The 15,325-nt window shown below is 66.0% G+C and carries 14 protein-coding genes; 8 read left to right on the top strand and 6 right to left on the bottom strand.

What is annotated here, in order from left to right; all coding sequences use genetic code 11:
• Window positions 1-2 precede the first annotated feature (2 nt).
• From I2488_RS01860 to I2488_RS01850, 3 genes are all read left to right on the top strand, one after another.
• Window positions 3-1,532: a FadD3 family acyl-CoA ligase gene (locus I2488_RS01860; protein WP_196274100.1), complete on the top strand. Its 1,530-nt coding sequence runs from the start codon at window positions 3-5 to the stop codon at window positions 1,530-1,532.
• 13 nt (window positions 1,533-1,545) lie between these two features.
• Window positions 1,546-2,316, top strand: coding sequence for an SDR family NAD(P)-dependent oxidoreductase (locus tag I2488_RS01855; protein ID WP_196274099.1), 771 nt, complete (start codon window positions 1,546-1,548; stop codon window positions 2,314-2,316).
• 101 nt (window positions 2,317-2,417) lie between these two features.
• Complete coding sequence (locus I2488_RS01850; protein WP_196274098.1) at window positions 2,418-3,080, top strand: TetR/AcrR family transcriptional regulator; 663 nt, start codon at window positions 2,418-2,420, stop codon at window positions 3,078-3,080.
• Between the two features lie 27 nt (window positions 3,081-3,107).
• On the opposite strand, the gene I2488_RS01845 is transcribed toward I2488_RS01850, so the two are convergent.
• Window positions 3,108-3,878: an SDR family NAD(P)-dependent oxidoreductase gene (locus I2488_RS01845; protein WP_196274097.1), complete on the bottom strand. Its 771-nt coding sequence runs from the start codon at window positions 3,876-3,878 to the stop codon at window positions 3,108-3,110.
• A 261-nt stretch (window positions 3,879-4,139) separates the two neighbouring features.
• Between I2488_RS01845 and I2488_RS01840 the strand changes: the two genes are divergently transcribed.
• Both I2488_RS01840 and I2488_RS01835 read left to right on the top strand, forming a co-directional pair.
• Window positions 4,140-4,613, top strand: a complete 474-nt coding sequence (locus I2488_RS01840) for an Lrp/AsnC family transcriptional regulator (protein ID WP_196274096.1) — start codon at window positions 4,140-4,142, stop codon at window positions 4,611-4,613.
• 5 nt (window positions 4,614-4,618) lie between these two features.
• The gene (locus tag I2488_RS01835; protein WP_196274095.1) at window positions 4,619-5,107 is read left to right on the top strand and encodes an AsnC family transcriptional regulator; all 489 of its coding nucleotides are present in this window, start codon (window positions 4,619-4,621) and stop codon (window positions 5,105-5,107) included.
• Between the two features lie 5 nt (window positions 5,108-5,112).
• On the opposite strand, the gene I2488_RS01830 is transcribed toward I2488_RS01835, so the two are convergent.
• Genes I2488_RS01830 through I2488_RS01820 form a run of 3 tightly spaced genes read right to left on the bottom strand, consistent with a single transcriptional unit; the run spans window position 5,113 to window position 7,190 of the window.
• On the bottom strand, window positions 5,113-5,940 hold the full coding sequence (locus I2488_RS01830) for a TIM barrel protein (RefSeq protein WP_196274094.1): 828 nt from the start codon (window positions 5,938-5,940) through the stop codon (window positions 5,113-5,115).
• The gene (locus I2488_RS01825) at window positions 5,937-6,326 is read right to left on the bottom strand and encodes a steroid Delta-isomerase (protein WP_196274093.1); all 390 of its coding nucleotides are present in this window, start codon (window positions 6,324-6,326) and stop codon (window positions 5,937-5,939) included. Before I2488_RS01825 ends, I2488_RS01830 begins: the two co-directional genes overlap by 4 nt.
• 9 nt (window positions 6,327-6,335) lie before the next feature.
• Window positions 6,336-7,190, bottom strand: coding sequence for a hypothetical protein (locus tag I2488_RS01820; RefSeq protein WP_196274092.1), 855 nt, complete (start codon window positions 7,188-7,190; stop codon window positions 6,336-6,338).
• A gap of 160 nt (window positions 7,191-7,350) precedes the next feature.
• Between I2488_RS01820 and I2488_RS01815 the strand changes: the two genes are divergently transcribed.
• Entirely contained in the window at window positions 7,351-8,574 is a 1,224-nt protein-coding gene (locus I2488_RS01815; RefSeq protein WP_246465413.1) for a TetR/AcrR family transcriptional regulator, read from the top strand.
• 21 nt (window positions 8,575-8,595) lie between these two features.
• Here the strand turns inward: I2488_RS01815 and I2488_RS01810 are convergent, their stop codons facing one another.
• A complete protein-coding gene (locus I2488_RS01810) occupies window positions 8,596-9,648 on the bottom strand; it encodes a hypothetical protein (RefSeq protein ID WP_196274090.1) in 1,053 nt (350 codons plus the stop codon).
• A gap of 375 nt (window positions 9,649-10,023) precedes the next feature.
• Between I2488_RS01810 and I2488_RS01805 the strand changes: the two genes are divergently transcribed.
• Window positions 10,024-12,606, top strand: a complete 2,583-nt coding sequence (locus I2488_RS01805; protein ID WP_196274089.1) for a TonB-dependent receptor — start codon at window positions 10,024-10,026, stop codon at window positions 12,604-12,606.
• Window positions 12,607-12,681: 75 nt separating this feature from the next.
• Complete coding sequence (locus tag I2488_RS01800) at window positions 12,682-13,476, top strand: SDR family NAD(P)-dependent oxidoreductase (RefSeq protein WP_196274088.1); 795 nt, start codon at window positions 12,682-12,684, stop codon at window positions 13,474-13,476.
• A gap of 4 nt (window positions 13,477-13,480) precedes the next feature.
• On the opposite strand, the gene I2488_RS01795 is transcribed toward I2488_RS01800, so the two are convergent.
• The gene (locus I2488_RS01795; protein ID WP_343070958.1) at window positions 13,481-15,277 is read right to left on the bottom strand and encodes an FAD-binding protein; all 1,797 of its coding nucleotides are present in this window, start codon (window positions 15,275-15,277) and stop codon (window positions 13,481-13,483) included.
• Window positions 15,278-15,325 lie beyond the last annotated feature (48 nt).

Below are 15,325 nucleotides of genomic sequence, written 5' to 3'. Positions count from 1 at the left end.
CGATGCTCGATCCGCTTCCGCCCACTATTCCCCACGCTGCGCAAGCTGCGGCAAGGACCTGGCCCGATGCTCCGGCGGTGCTGGAGAACGGCGAGGTCTGGTCCTTCGCCGAGCTGTGGCAGCGCAGCCGCGCCGCGGCCTCGGCCCTGTTGGCGCGGGGCGTGGGCGCGGGGGACCGCGTGGCGATCTGGGCGCCCAACTCCCGCGAATGGATCGTCGCCGCGATTGCCGTGATGACCTGCGGCGCGGCAGTGGTCACGCTCAACACGCGGTTGAAGGGGCGCGAGGCGGGGGACATCCTGCGGCGCACGAACGCCAAGCTGCTGTTCACGGTCGAGGGCTTCCTCGGCATCGACTACCGCGCCCTGATCGCGGACGAGGACCTGCCCGCGCTCGAAGCGGCGCTGCTGCTCGAAGGCGATCTGGCGCAAGGCGGCAAGGGCGCGGAGGATCCGGCGGTTGACGCCGCGCTGGCGGGGATCGACGCCGATACCGTCTCGGACATCCTCTTCACCAGCGGCACTACCGGCAGCCCCAAGGGCGTGCTGATGACCTATGGTCGCGTCCTGCCGCAAGCGGCGATCTGGTGCCAGAACACCGGCCTGCGCGAGGGCGACCGCTACCTGATCGCTAACCCGTTCTTCCATTCCTTCGGCATGAAGGTCGGCTGGGTCGCCTGCATCCTGTCGGGCGCGGTCGCCGTGCCGATGCCGCAGTTCGACGTGGCACAGGCGATCGACCTGATCGAGCGCGAGCGGATCACCTTCATGCCCGGCCCGCCGACGATCTTCCAGATGCTGCTGGCCGAACTGGACAAGCGCCAGTGGGACTGCTCGTCGCTGCGCGGCGGCACCACCGGGGCGGCGAGCGTGCCGCCCGCACTGGTCGACCGCATCCGAAACGACCTCGGCATGGTGGATCTGATCACCGCATACGGCATGACCGAGTGCGTCAACATCACCACTTGCGTGCCGGGTGACGATGCGGAGACTATCGCCCGCACTTGCGGCAAGGCCTTCCCCGGCAACGAGGTGCGCATTGCCGACGAGCAGGGCAACGAAGTGCCGCGTGGCGAAACCGGCGAAGTGCAGGTGCGCGGGCAGGGCGTGATGCTCGGCTATCTCGACAATCCGCAAGCGACCGCCGAGACCATCGACGCCGATGGCTGGCTCCACACCGGCGATGTCGGCACGATGGACGAGCGCGGCTATGTCCGCATCACCGACCGGATGAAGGACCTCTACATCTCGGGCGGGTTCAACGTCTATCCGGCCGAGGTCGAGAAGCTGCTCGCTGAACACCCCGCGATAGGCATGGCGGCGGTCGTCGGCGTGCCTGACGAGCGGCTCGGCGAAGTCGGCCGCGCCTATGTCGTGCTGCGCCCCGGCGCGAATGCCACCGAGGCCGAGCTGATCGCCTGGTCGCGCGATAACATGGCCAATTACAAGGTGCCGCGCGGTTTCGTGATGGTCGAAGACCTGCCGCGCAATGCTGCCGGCAAGGTGCTCAAGACCGAACTGCGCAGCCAATAAGGAGAAGACGAGGATGGCCGGAACATTCGCAGGCAAGGTCGCGCTGGTAACCGGTGCGGCATCGGGCATCGGGCGCGCAGCGGCGATCCGCTATGCGCAGGAAGGCGCGCGCGTGTTCTGCGCGGACCTCAACCTTGCCGGAGCCGAGGCGGTTGCGGCCGAGATCGGCGGCAATGCCAGCGCGGTGCAGGTCGATGTCGCCAGCTATGCCAGCAACCAGGCCATGGTCGACGCGGTAATGGCGCAGGCCGGAAGGCTTGACGTCGCCTTCCTCAACGCCGGTTTCTATGGTGCCGCCGAAGGGCTCGACACCGTGGACGAGGCGTTCTTCGACAGGATCGTGGCGATCAATCTCAAGGGTACCTTCGGCGGGATCAAGGCAGTGCAGCCGGTGATCGCGCAAGGCGGCGCGGTGGTCGTCACGGCGTCGGCTGCGGGCGTCATCGGCCATCCCGCCAACCCTGCCTACAGCGCGGCCAAGCATGGCATCGTCGGACTGGTGAAGTCCTGCGTCGATGCCTTTGCCGCGCGCGGGGCGCGGATCAACGCGATCTGCCCCGGTGGCGTCGAAACCCCGCTGATCGGCGCGGCGGATGTCGCCATGGTCGATCCGCAGTCCCTGCCTCGCGTGCCCTTGCGCGGCATGGGCAGTGCCCAGCACGTGGCCGAAGTGGCGCTGTGGCTTTCGAGCCCCGCCGCCGGGTTCATAACCGGGCAGGCGCAAGTGCTCGACGCGGCGCTGCTCTCCACCTTCGCCCCGGTGATGCTGCCAGTCGGCCCCTGAACCCGACGACCGTTGGTAAGTGGGTGCAGTGCTGTCGGCGCTGCGCCTTCTCGGCCATTGGCGCGGTTGACACGACGCTCGCCCAAAGTAAGTGAGTGTTCATGGCCAGAACACGCATTCCCGGCGCCGAGCGTCGCAGCCAGATCGTCTCTGCCGCGCGACGGGTCTTCTCCCAGCACGGCTACGATGGCGCCAAGACGCTGCAGATCGCGCGCGAGGCGAAGATCTCCGAGGCACTGGTCTATCGCCATTTCCCCAGCAAGCTGGCGCTCTATCGAGCAGTCCTGCGGCAGGTGTTCCTCGAACAGGATGAGCGCTGGCGCGAGCAGGGCATCCATGCCGAGGGAACGCTGGGCCTGGCCGAGGCGATCCACACGTTCGTCGCCGCCAGCGTTGCCGACGCGGGCGATCCCGAGCGCTACGACACGCACCGGATGACCCTTGCCAGCCTTGCGGGCGATGGCTCCTATGCCAGCCTGATCTACCGCCGCTCGCAGCGCCGCAATGCCGCCAGCATGGATGCGGCCTATGCCTCCGCCCGCGCCGAGGGCGGGCTGACCGGCGAAGCGCTCGACGTTCCTGCAGCCGCGATGTTCATCGAACACGTCGGCACGATGATCGCGGCCATCGGCGGACTGCCCCCGGCGGCCCGCCCCTATGGCATCGAGGGCGACGAGCTGGTGCGCCAAGCCACGTGGTTCTGCCTGCGCGGCATCGGCATGCCCGATGCCAAGATCGCGGAGTACTTTGCCGGACTGGAATAAGCCCCGCGCCCAAAGCCACAAGGCAAGTCAGGTCAGCAGCGCACCGCCGTTGACGTGGATGACCTGCCCGTTGATCCAGCGCCCGTCCTCGGACAGGAGCATGGCCACCATCGCCGCGATGTCCTCCACCTTGCCGAGGCGGGTGCTGCGGGTTTGAGCGATGGAATAGTCGATCCACTCCGGCGGCACCGCGCCCCCTGCGATCATTTCCGGCGTCATCACGAAGCCCGGCGCCACGCAGTTGGCAGTCAGCCCCTGCTTGCCCCACTTGCTGGCAACATGGCGCATCAGCGCATTCAGTCCGCTCTTCGACGCCGCATAGGACGGCCTCTCGGGCTCGCCCGCCACGGAAGCACCGGAACTGGTGTAGACGATCGCGCCGTGTTCGCTTTGCAGCAGGTGCGGCAGGGCGGCGCGGGTGCAGAGCAGGTGACCGCGCAGGTTGACGGCGAGCGTCCGGTCGAACGTGGCGAGATCGAGCGACAGCGCATCGCTGTCTGCAAAGATGGTGCGCAGGTCGGCTGCGTTGATGTGCGCGCCGTCAAGGTGGCCGAGCCGGGCGATCGCATCGGCAAAGCAGGCGTTCACCGCATCCTCGCTGGTAATGTCGACCTCAAGCGCGTGGGCCTCATGGCCGACCTCGGTCATCTGCCGGACAACGGCCTCGGCGGCGGAAAAATTCACGTCCGCGACGCAGACCCGCGCGCCTTCGGCACAGAGCCGCGCCACCGTGGCAGCGCCAATTCCGGTCCCTGCGCCGACGACGATCACGGCACGGCCCGCCAACCTGTCCAACATGGTTCAAACTCTCCCGTTCTGCGCATTCATCGTAAAACGACGCGTGCTAGGTCTTTGTCCTCGTAGGTATGATGGAATATGCCTGCGCAAAGCAACGAGTCTCTCATTAAGGCAGGCGTGAAAGGGCCAGGAATCGCAGTGACTCGGCATCAATGCTCTCGTCTTTGGTGCGGATAAGGCCGGAAATGCGGTTGACTGCCGGGGTTTCGCTGCGCACATCGGCAAGGTTCGGTAAACCACGCCCAGATGGTACGAGGTAGAATGAGCCAGGTTTTCAACTTCGACGCGACGGATCACGCGATCATTCGCGAGTTGCGTGCGAATGGCCGGGCCAACAATCAGCAGATTGCCGAGAAGCTCGGTTTGACGGCGACCACGGTTTCCACGCGCATCCGCCGCATGGAGGACGCCAACCAGCTGCGCGTTGTCGCGGTGTCGGACTTTTCGGCCCACGGCTTCAACGTGCTGCTGCGCATCTCGGTTTCGGTCGATGGCCGTCCCGCTTCCGATGTCGCCCACGAATTGGCCGCGCTGCCCGAAGTCGTCGCCGCGCATATGGTCACCGGCGGCTATGACATCGACATGCTCGTCGCGCTGCACGATTTTGATGATCTGTCCGAGTTCCTGCTCGACAAGCTCTCGGGCGTCCATGGTATCCGCACGCTCACCCCGGCCATCGTCGTCGACATCATCAAGTACCAGTTCGACGTCGCTCCGATCGAAGGGAGGGCCTGATCGCCGTGGCAGACCTGCAGCTTGACGCCCTCGACACCCAGCTTGTCGACATGCTGGCGCGTGACGCCCGCGTTTCCAACCGCCGTATCGCCGCCGAACTCGGCGTGACCGAGGGCACCGTGCGCGGCCGCATCAAGCGCCTGCAGCAGGAAGGCTTGATCGCGTTCACGGCGATCACCGGCTTCCAGCTCGAACAGCGCGCCCGCCTTGCCTTCATCAACGTCCAGGCCGAAGTGGACCGCGTGCGCGATATCGCCCAGGTCATTTCCGATATTCCCAGCGTCAATGCCGTGCTGATCACCATGGGCCAGTTCAACATCACCGCGATGTGCCTGATCGACGATCTGGATGCTCTGGTCGAACTCGCCTCGGATCGCATCCTCGCCGTCGACGGCGTCCACCACGTCGAAACCTCGATCGCGGTGAAGACGGTCAAGTACAACGCGCGCATGGCCAAGATCACCAAGCCGTCGGTCGTCTCCGACGACGACTGACCGGATCAGCCTGCAAACAGGCTGCGCGATGTCTCGATGGCGCGGGTGGCGAACCAGCCGATCGGCTCTGCCGCCAGCTTGCGGTTGAGCACTTCGACGCTTACCGGCCCGTCGTAGCCGCGCTCGCGCAGCAGTTTGGCAAACCGCGCCGTCTCCAGCACGCCTTCGCCGGGGAAGGTTCTCCGGTCCATCATCTCAGCCAGAAGATCCTCTCCCTCGGGGGGCAGAGCATCGTCGATCTCGACATAGGCGATGGCGCCCAACGGCGCACCGGCCAGTGTCTGCCATCCGTCCGGATCGTGCGCATGGTGCCAGATGTCTACCAGCACGCCAGCCCGCGCTTCGCCCACCCGTGCCACGATCTCAAGCGTCTCGGCCAAGGTCGCGAGGCCGCTGATCGGCATGTATTCGAGCGCCAGCCGGAACTCGCCGTATGCCCCAAGCATGTCACACGCCGCCTCTACCGCCGCCGCGCGCAGGTCGGCATCCGGCCCGGTCACGTTGATCTGCAGGATCGACGTGCCCAGCACCTCGGCCATGCGTGCCGCACCCGCAAGCTGATCGAGCGCAGCGGCGCTGCCATCGATCATCGCGCAAGCGGCGAGCGGTCCCGTTGCCAAACCGGCATCGCGCAGAAGGCGGGCGAGTTCGGCCAGCGTTCCGCCCTGCTCCTGCCACGCCGCAAGCGACAGGCAGTCGGGCGCGAACTGGTCAAACCCGGCCCTTGCACAGGCCTTGATCGCTCCCGGCAGATCGGGGGTCAGGCTGTACCAGAGCGAGCGGCAGAAGTGGTTGAAGCTGAACGGGCCGGGATGACCGCCGCGCGCCGTCACCCGGCAGGTCCCAGGTCGTCAGGCCCCCAATAGGCCCTGAGGCTGGTGATCCGCCCTGCTGCATCGAACCGGCAGGCATCGGCCGAGCGAATCCGCAGCCTCTCCCCGCCCGGCGGGGCGAATTCCACGTCGAAGACCAGCAGTGCCTCGTTGCCATGCGATCCGCGATGCGGCGCAACCGGCGTGATGCGGGTCTGATAGGCGACCGTATCGGCGAACCATGCGGCAATCGCCTCGCCGCTGCGCGGGGGCGAGCCGATGGGGTCCTCGATCACCGCATCGGGCGCGAACAGCGCGGTGACGCCCGCGGCATCGCCCGCGTTGATCAGGTCGACATAGGCCTGCAGCGTGCGCTTCATCGCGTCTTGCGTGGGATGGTCAGGCATCGCCAGGCGTTACTCCGCCGCGATCCGTTGCTCCAGTGCGGAAAGCGGCACGCGCTCGGCCCAGAACGCCCCTTCAAGATCGGTATCCACGTCCACCGCCCCGCGCACGCCCAGCGCCGCGCGCGCTTCGTCGAGCGGCAAGTGGAAGTACGGCTCCAGCTTCTTCATGAACAGCGCGTCGCTCGCCTTGCCCACCGTCATCCCGCGCTGGATGGCGTCGGTGCAGGTATCCCAGACCTGCGGGTAATGGAGCATGGTGCGAACGGTGTAGCGCAATGAGCCGAAGATCTGGATCACGCTGAGTTCGGCTGCCAGTTCCGGGTTGCGGATGTGCTTGAACACGTTGGTCAGGCGGTACCAGTAGGGCACCAGCTCGCCCATGAAGTTGAACCCGCCGCCGCACAGGATGTGTTCGAAATCGTGCGTCTGGCCGGAACGCAGGTTGTAGAACTCCAGCTGGCTCTTGGGTTCGCGCCATGGCGTGATCTGGATCTCGTAGTTTCCTTCGGTGATCCACCGATAGAAGATTCCGCCAAGCGATCCGGGGGCGTACTGCGCGAAGTCCTCGATGGTGTAAGTGGAGTAGAACCCCTCGGACAGCCAGGCATCGAGTTCGGGATTGATGCGGCGCTCGGCGGTGAACATCTCCTCGATCGCGGCATGATCGCGCAGTTCCTCGAGGATCGGCAGGAACTCGTACATCTCGGCCGGGGGCGGCAGGTCCGGCCCGTTGCGGCGCAGCAGGATCATCGCCAGCCATTCGCGCAGGCGCGGATTGTTGAGGTACTTCGAAGACGAGACGAGCACGCTCGACGGCGTTTCGACCGGCATCACGCCGCGCGCAAGATAAGGCATGTCGGCCATCGGTTCGATCCTTCCCATCAACGATTCTGCTCCGAACGGTATCGGACCGTTCGGCATGTGGCAAGCTGTGTATGCAAGCTGGCCGGGAGCATGCATGCGGGCGGCAAGGTGCTATAGGCGGGCGATGGACGCCGCCCTGCACAACCGGACCGATCAAAGCATGCCGCCGCGTGTGGCGCATCTGCTCGAGGTAGCGCGGGCCGAATTCGTTGCGGAGGGCTTCGACGGCGTCAGCATCGATGCGATCGCCCGCAAGGGCGGGGTCAGCAAGGAAACGATCTACCGCCACTTCCCCGACAAGCAGGCGCTCTTCACCGCCTCGCTCGAGGAGATGGCCAACCATTTCACCGCCCGAGCCGAGGCGATTGTGCGCTCGGGCCACGCGTCGGCCATGCCCGCTGCCGAGGAACTCGCCGGTCTGGCCGAGGCGATTCTCGATGCTGCTTGCGGCGGCGGTCTGCTCAGCCCTTCATGGCTCGCGGCCGGATTGGGCACGCGGTTGCCGGCATTTGCCGCCGAACTGCAGGCGGCACAGGCGGCGCGGATGGAACCTGTGCGCGAGGCGCTGGCCGATATTGCCCGGTCCAAGGGATTGGCGCGGGCCATCTCGATCGACGATGCGCTCGATTTCGGCTCGCTCTCGGTGGAAGGGTCAGCGCTGCTGATGGGCTTTGCCCCGCCGCCAGCGGAGAGGCGCAAGGTCCTCGTGGCAAGGGTTGCCGCGCTGTTCGAGCATGGCGTGCTGGCGCTGCCACCCGGCACCCCTGTGCCCGAACGCGCGAGCGAGGCAGCCGCAAAGGCCCCGCCCGGACGCGAGCATCCAACGCACTTGCGCCGACTGCTCGAAGTTGCCGCCGAACACTTTCTGCGCGAGGGCTTCGAAGCTGCCAGCCTTGGCGAAATCGGGGCGGAGGCGAAAGTCGGGCGCGGCACGCTCTATCGCCACTTCGCCAGCAAGGCCGGCCTGTTCGATGCCGTCCTGCGCCACCTTGCCGCACAAGTGGCAGAGACCGCCCGTCCGCCCGAACTGCCTGCGAGCGCCGATGTTCGGAGCATGGCCGACTATCTGGCACAGGCTACCTTGCACCTGACCGGCCCGGCATCGGTCGCGCTGCACCGCGTGGCGATCTCGGCGTCGCGGCGAGAACCGGCGCTGGCCCGCACCGTGCATGACACGGTCCGCGCGCCGTGGGTTGGCCCGCTGGCGGAATGGATCACGCGCCTTGCCGGCCACCCCGACGCCGATTGGCTGGCACGACAGGGCGTGGTGCTGGCGATGCAGGGCAACCGCGCGATTTCCGCAGGTGGCGGGCCGCAAGGCGATGCCCTTTCCGCCCACGCGCTCCGTGCCGCCAAGCTGTTTCTCCATGGGCTTGGCGGCTGAGCAGGCGTTCGGGCAGCGCGGTCAGGCCGCCTGCCGTTCCTCGGGTTCGGGCGGGAAGATCGTCGGCTGGCCGGGGTCATAGACCCGCGTCAGCAGGCCGATGAACGCGGGATCCGTCAGGGGATCGTTGGGGACCTGGAACGCCTCGCCGCGCTTGCGCAGGTCCGAGATGATGATGTCGAAGATCATCTCGTGCGTCAGGTCGTCGGTATGGTCGAGCGCGCGCTTGAGCTCGGCCATGTCCATGTAGATGTCGGCACCCCAGTGGATGAGGAAGCGGAATTCCTCTTCCGGGATCTTCTGGATGACCTTGCCGTCGGTGGTGATCTGCCAGCCGGTGGGGTCTTCGGGATCGGCTTCCATCAGCGAGTTGATCGCAAGCCCCTCGGGCCGGCGCATCGCGGCAGGGCCGTTGGTCTGCGCGGTGTGGAACATCTTCTCGTTCTCGACCACCACGGCCCGGCCCCACATCGGTGCTTCGATCACCTGTGGCGCCTCGCGCGGGCCTTCGGGCCAGTAGGTAAAGCCGCCGCCGGTCCGGCCCTTGTAGTACCAGGCGATGACCTGTGCCTTCTTGGCCCGCCAGCGCTCGAACAGGCCGGTCTTGACCATGGTGTTCATCAGCCAGATCGGCGTGTTGCCCATCGATGCGCCGCGGAAGCGGGTGGCGTCGACATGGGGACTGCCACCGCCGGAGCACGGTCCCTGGATGTTGAACAGCATGTTCTCGGCCGTGGCATACTTCGCGCCCCAGTAGTCGCGTACGAGGGCGAGGAACTTGCTGTTGTAGAAGCAGTCCTCGATCTCGGGGTAGAACGGCGTCGCCCCGGTTCCGAAGTAGCCGCGGAAGACCGGCGAGAGGAACATGTCCCATGTCGGCGTGAAGCCTGGCGGGATGGAGCCGGACGTCGTCGCGATCACTTCTTCCGGCGACTTGAAATGCTGCGCGAGAATCAGCGACCACGGACCGTTGCGGCGCACCAGATCGAGCATGCGCGCGTGCTGGTCCGCCGAATAGGCATCCTCGATGACGCGGGGTGGCGCAACCGGGCGGAAGATCGAAGCATTTGTCATGGGTTACTCCCTTGGTCAGGACCCTCGACGGGGAACGACTCTTAAAGTGGGTATTCGCTTACAATATCTAGGGCCATGCGAAAGCCTTGGCAAGATCGCTAAGGCGTCGCCCTCACAAATGGTCTCCCGGTGATTTCGGTAGGACAATCACCATCCTGTTACGCAAAGCGCGGCTTGAAATTGGGTATTGCGCGAAGTTTGCGTAGTTGTTAGTTTCGACTCAACAACAGAACAGAATCCGGAATGAGGGGTGAGCACCTGCCAAAGGCAGGTCGGCTTGGGGCGATCTGGCGATCACAGCCTGGTGCACTTCTCTCATTCCGCAGCTGCCGACCATTGCCGGTCGGGGCGTCCAGCTTTTGGAGGGAGAGGAACATGTCCGAGGAAAAGTACCTTAAGTCGGTGATCATGCGCCGTTGCGGCGCAGGGCTGATGGCCGGCGTCGCGCTTGCTTGCGTGGCGATGCCGCAGCTGGCCAATGCTGCGGAAAATGCTGCAGAGGAACAGGCCAGCGAAGGCGCCCAGCCGAGCAACACCGAAATCATCGTCACTGCCAACCGCCGCGAGGAACGCGCGCAGGACGTGCCGATTTCGATCACCGCGATCAGTGCCGACAGCATCCGCGAACGCGGCCTGACCCAGCTGCAGGATCTCCAGGCCTCGGTGCCCTCGCTGGTCGTCGGCCCCAACGGGCAGGCCTCGCGCGATGTGATGTCGCCTTCCATCCGCGGGCAGAGCGCCTCGTTCCAGGGTTCGCCGGCCGTCGTCGTCTACATGAACGAAGTTCCGCTGGTCTCGGCGATCACGCTTTCGGGTCAGGGCGGCCCCGGCACTTTCGTCGACCTGCAGAACGTGCAGGTCCTCGCCGGTGCGCAGGGCACCCTGTTCGGTCGCAACACCACCGGCGGCGCCATCCTGCTGACTCCGGCCAAGCCGACCGACAAGCTCGAAGGCTATGTCCAGGCCGGCTTCGGCAACTACAGCATGGTCGAGACCGAAGCGGTCGTGAACCTGCCGATCTCGGACAAGGTGCGCCTGCGCCTCGTCGGCGCATCGCGCGATCGTGACGGCTTCACCCACGATGTGAACTGGAACAAGGACCGTGACGACCAGCACTGGCGCATGGGCCGCATCGGCCTTTGGCTCGAGCCGTTCGAGGGCGTTACCAACTACACGCTGGCCTATTACGGCAAGTCGCACAGCAACGGCACCGGCTCGATCGCGAAGAACTTCAACACCAACTACTTCGTTGGTCTGGCAACGCGACCCATCACGGTTGCACCCGGCGTCTCGCTCCCGCTCGGCGCCATCGCGCCCACGTTCAACTTCTGCGGCGCGGGTACTGGCCCTGCCAACTGCAGCTTCTACACCAACCTGCTGAACCAGCAGAACGCGCGCGGCATTCGCCAGACCGCGCACGGCATGGACAGCTTTGCCAAGCTCGAATCCTGGAGCATCAACAACACCACCGACATCGAGCTCTCCAGCAATCTCAAGCTGCGCAACATCGTCAGCTATGCCGAGCTGAAGTCGTACTACGCCAACGACCAGGACGGCACGATCGCCCCGGTCTACGACACCGGCGTCACCGCAGAAAGCCGCACCGCGCCGCGTGACTGGTACAAGCAGGTCACCGAGGAACTGCAGCTGCAGGGCACCGCTCTCGGCGACAAGCTGACCTACACCGTCGGCGGCTTCTACTACAAGCAGAGCCCGCGCGGGACGATGGAATCCTATGCGATCAACGTCTGCGGCCTGCAGTCGGTTACCGGCTGCTCGATCGGTGAAAGCCGCATCCGCGTGACCAACGAATCCAAGGCGCTCTATGCGCAAGGGTCGCTGGACTTCGGCGCATTCACGCCCGCGCTTGACCGGCTCCGGCTCACGGCAGGTTACCGCTACACCTGGGATACTGTCGGCGGCTCCACCACCTCGTTCAGCTATGTCCCGCTGCCGGGCGGCGGGAAGTACGTCACGGCGTGCTCGTGGAAATCCAATCCCAACCCGACCCAGCCGATCGCCGATCCGCTCAACACCTGCCTGTTCGGCGCCACACTGAAGAGCTCGTCGCCCAACTGGACGCTCGGCCTCGACTATCGCCCGAACGACAACATCATGGTCTACGGCAAGGTCACGCGCGGCTACAAGGCGGGGGGCTTCAACAGCTACGCCGTGTTCGAGAACACCCGCACCTTCGGTCCGGAAACCGTCACCGACTACGAAGCCGGCTTCAAGACCGACTTCAACGCCGGTGGCATGCGCGGCCGGTTCAACGTCAACGGCTTCTGGCTGGACTACAAGAACATCCAGCGCGCAGCCGGTGACTTCAACCGCGCAACCGGCGGCAACGGCGCGATCACGCTGAACAACGCTTCGGCCGAGATCAAGGGCGTCGAAGTCGAGGCGATGATCCAGCCCACGCAGAACATCGAACTGGGCGGCAACTACAGCCACCTGAACGCCAAGTACAAGTCGTTCAAGTTCGACTCGAGCTCGGGCGTGTGGGACTGTACTGCGCAGTCGATCACTTCGCCCAAGGTCTTTGCCGGGGCCGACATGACCTGCCGTCCGCTGCAGTACCTCTCGCCCAACATCGTCTCGGTCTATGGCCGGTTCACGCTGCCGGTTTCCGAAGATGTCGGCAACCTCAGCCTGTTCCTCAGCTACAACTGGACCGACAAGCAGCCAACCGCGCCGTTCTCCACCGAACGCTTCCCCGATGGCACGATCAACGAGCCGGGCGTGCTCCTGCCGAGCTACGGCCTGCTCAACGCCACGATCGACTGGAAGGGCGTGATGGGCGCGCCGCTCGATCTGAGCCTGTTTGCGACCAACCTGACCAAGAAGAACTACATCATCTCGAACACCGGCATCTTCCAGACGATCGGTGCGCAGACGGTGATCTATGGCGAACCGCGCATGTTCGGCGTTCGCCTGCGCTACAGCTTCGGCAACTGACCGGAACTGCAGCAGACAAGGGGGCCGGGTACGCGATTGCCCGGCCCCTTTTCGTTTCAAGTGGAGAGATCGGGAATGGGCACAAGGCTTGAGGGACGCGCGGCGGTGATCACCGGGGCAGCCGACGGGATCGGCTATGGCATCGCCCGGCGCTTTGCCGGCGAAGGCGCCAGCGTGATCGTCGCCGACTACGACGCCGAGCACGGCCCTGCCGTGGCCGAGGAACTGCGCGGGCTGGGCGCACGGGCGGAATTCATCCGCTGCGACGTCTCCTCCCGCGACGACGTCTTCGCAGCGGTGGACCTGTGCGCCGAACGCTTCGGCTCGGTCGATATCCTCGTCAACAATGCCTATCGCGGCGAAGGCCCGATCCGCATCGAGCGCAAGACCGACGAGCGCTTCGACGATGCCCTCAAGATGTGCCTCTATGCCACCAAGTGGGCGATGGAGCGCGCGCTGCCGCATATGAAGGCGCGGGGCTGGGGCAGGGTGGTCAACATGGCCTCGCTCAACGGCGTCAACGCCCACATGGGCAGTGCCGACTACAACGCCGCCAAGGAAGCGGTGCGCGCCTACTCGCGCACGGCGGCGCGCGAATGGGCACCGTACGGCATCTGCGTCAACGTGATCTGCCCGGCAGCAGTTTCGGCCGCCTACCGCCGCTTTGCCGATATGGCACCCGCCGTTGCTGCAGCGACCGCTGCCGCCAACCCGATGGGTCGCATGGGCGATCCGGAAGCGGACATCGGCGGCGTCGCCCTTTTCCTCGCCAGCGAGGACGCCCGCTACCTTACCGGCAACACCCTGTTCGTCGACGGCGGCGGCCACATCAACGGCGTGCCCTGGGTGCCGGACTTCGGCGAGGAGTGACCGATTAGGGGTCTGTCGGCTCAGGCCCTGCGCCAGCAATGGCCCGCGCCGCCCGCCGGCCTGACCACACGCAATCGGCGTAGGACAGTCCGCTGACATAGAGGTTGGAGCAAATCCCCACGGCGTTGCGCCCGGCGGCGTAAAGGCCTGCAACCCTGCCGCCATCGAGCGACTTCACCGCGCCGGTGGCCTCGTCCACCAGCAACCCGCCAACGGTCATGCAGGCGATCGGGAACATGCGGGCATCGACCGAGGCGTCGATCGCGTAGAACGGTCCCTGATCCAGCACGGCAAGGTCGGCCCCGTCCTTGAACAGCGGATCGGGCGCTTCCCTGCGTGCGGCGCGGTTGTAGGTTTCGAGCGTGGTCGCAAAGACTGCGGGATCGAAGCCCATCTTGCGGGCCAGCGCTTCGGGCGTTGCCGCCTTCACGCTGGCGAACATGGCGTTGACCAGCGTGATGTCGCGCTGGAAGCCCAAAGTGTCGGGCGCGAAGGCATCGCGCAGCGATTGGCGGAACAACTTGGCATCCAGCACGATCCAGCCCCGTCCACCGTGGCGCTCGACCATCGCATCGCCGATCCGCGCCCCATACCACGTCTCGTTGACGTAGCGCGCGCCGGTGCCGTCCACCAGCATGCCCCGACCCCATGATGCCGGTGGCGACAGGAAGCGCCACGCCGAGACGCGCTCCATCAGTCCGGTGGCGCCGCCGACCGTCACGCCCAGCATGATGCCGCTGCCGTTGTCGCCCAAAGTGCCGTTGGGCAGGCCGGCGGCATAGGGCGCGGCGAAGTGGCGAACCATTTCGGGGTTGCAGATGAACCCGCCCGCGCTCAGCACCACGCCACGGCGCGCGCGGAACCACGCGCTCTTCCGGTTCTGCCGCTCCAGCTCGCGCGCCTTGGCGAGGTAGTGATACCCCCGGGCAAAGGTGAAGCGCGCACCGGGGAAGGTGGGCGAGAGCATCGCCATCCATGCGCCCGCCTTCGCGATCAGGCGGGAATAGCGCTTCTGCACGGCAGGATCTGCGAACATCTCCACCCGCACGCCGATCACCCGGCCTGTCGCATCCACTCCCAGTTGCCGCGCCTCGGCCTGGGTGTGCAATTGCAGGCCGCGCTTCAGCGCCGCATCGCGCAGCGGCTCCCAGATGCCGGCACCAAGGCCCCACGGCTTCTTGCCGTTGCGCCGCACCGTGCGATGCCCGCGCGCGGCAGGCGGGGTGTGGCTGCGGAACGGCTCGGCCAGACTGCTGTCAGGGTGATAAAGAAAGCGGTCGAGCGGGGGATAGGACGTCTTCTTCGCGTGCAGCGTGGCGCTGAACGGCGCCCCGTGGCGGCGCAGCCACTCGAAGGTCTCGGCGCTGCCCTCGCAGAAGTCCCGCAAGGCATGGTCCGGCACCACATCGCCGACTTCGGTGCGGAGATAGGCCTCCATCATCGCCGGGTCATCGTGGACCCCCGCCTCGCGCTGGATCGAGGTGCCGCCGCCGGCATAGTAGACACCGCCATTCGCCGCCGACGAACCGCCGCCGTCATAATGGTCGAGTGCGATCACCGAGAGGCCGCGCTCCAGTCCCTCGAGCGCGGCTGACACGCCTGCGCCACCAAGCCCGACCACAACGACATCGGCCTCGCCTGCCCAGTCGTGCGCGTCGGCGTCGTCCAGTGTCAGGGGCGCATCGATGGCGAGGCCCCATGCGTCGATCCGGGTGCCGGGCTGCGGGACGGCCGATTGCCGGTTTTCCTGCCAGACGCTGCCCGGTTGCAGCGGCCATGCCTCAGCCTTTGCCTGTTTCACCTCAGCTCTCTCCCATAGCCATCATGCGCAGTTCATTAAGCATCAAAC

It is taken from the genome of Novosphingobium jiangmenense (genome assembly GCF_015694345.1).
GTDB lineage: Bacteria > Pseudomonadota > Alphaproteobacteria > Sphingomonadales > Sphingomonadaceae > Novosphingobium > Novosphingobium jiangmenense.
This window is presented reverse-complemented; position numbering and strand designations above follow the sequence as displayed.

Coding starts and splice junctions, on each gene's coding strand:
- I2488_RS01850 (WP_196274098.1), top strand. CDS start 2,418: ATGGCCAGAACACGCATTCCCGGCGCCGAGCGTCGCAGCCAGATCGTC.
- I2488_RS01860 (WP_196274100.1), top strand. CDS start 3: ATGCTCGATCCGCTTCCGCCCACTATTCCCCACGCTGCGCAAGCTGCG.
- I2488_RS01805 (WP_196274089.1), top strand. CDS start 10,024: ATGTCCGAGGAAAAGTACCTTAAGTCGGTGATCATGCGCCGTTGCGGC.
- I2488_RS01825 (WP_196274093.1), bottom strand. CDS start 6,326: ATGCCTGACCATCCCACGCAAGACGCGATGAAGCGCACGCTGCAGGCC.
- I2488_RS01815 (WP_246465413.1), top strand. CDS start 7,351: ATGCCGCCGCGTGTGGCGCATCTGCTCGAGGTAGCGCGGGCCGAATTC.
- I2488_RS01800 (WP_196274088.1), top strand. CDS start 12,682: ATGGGCACAAGGCTTGAGGGACGCGCGGCGGTGATCACCGGGGCAGCC.
- I2488_RS01845 (WP_196274097.1), bottom strand. CDS start 3,878: ATGTTGGACAGGTTGGCGGGCCGTGCCGTGATCGTCGTCGGCGCAGGG.
- I2488_RS01810 (WP_196274090.1), bottom strand. CDS start 9,648: ATGACAAATGCTTCGATCTTCCGCCCGGTTGCGCCACCCCGCGTCATC.
- I2488_RS01820 (WP_196274092.1), bottom strand. CDS start 7,190: ATGGCCGACATGCCTTATCTTGCGCGCGGCGTGATGCCGGTCGAAACG.
- I2488_RS01855 (WP_196274099.1), top strand. CDS start 1,546: ATGGCCGGAACATTCGCAGGCAAGGTCGCGCTGGTAACCGGTGCGGCA.
- I2488_RS01840 (WP_196274096.1), top strand. CDS start 4,140: ATGAGCCAGGTTTTCAACTTCGACGCGACGGATCACGCGATCATTCGC.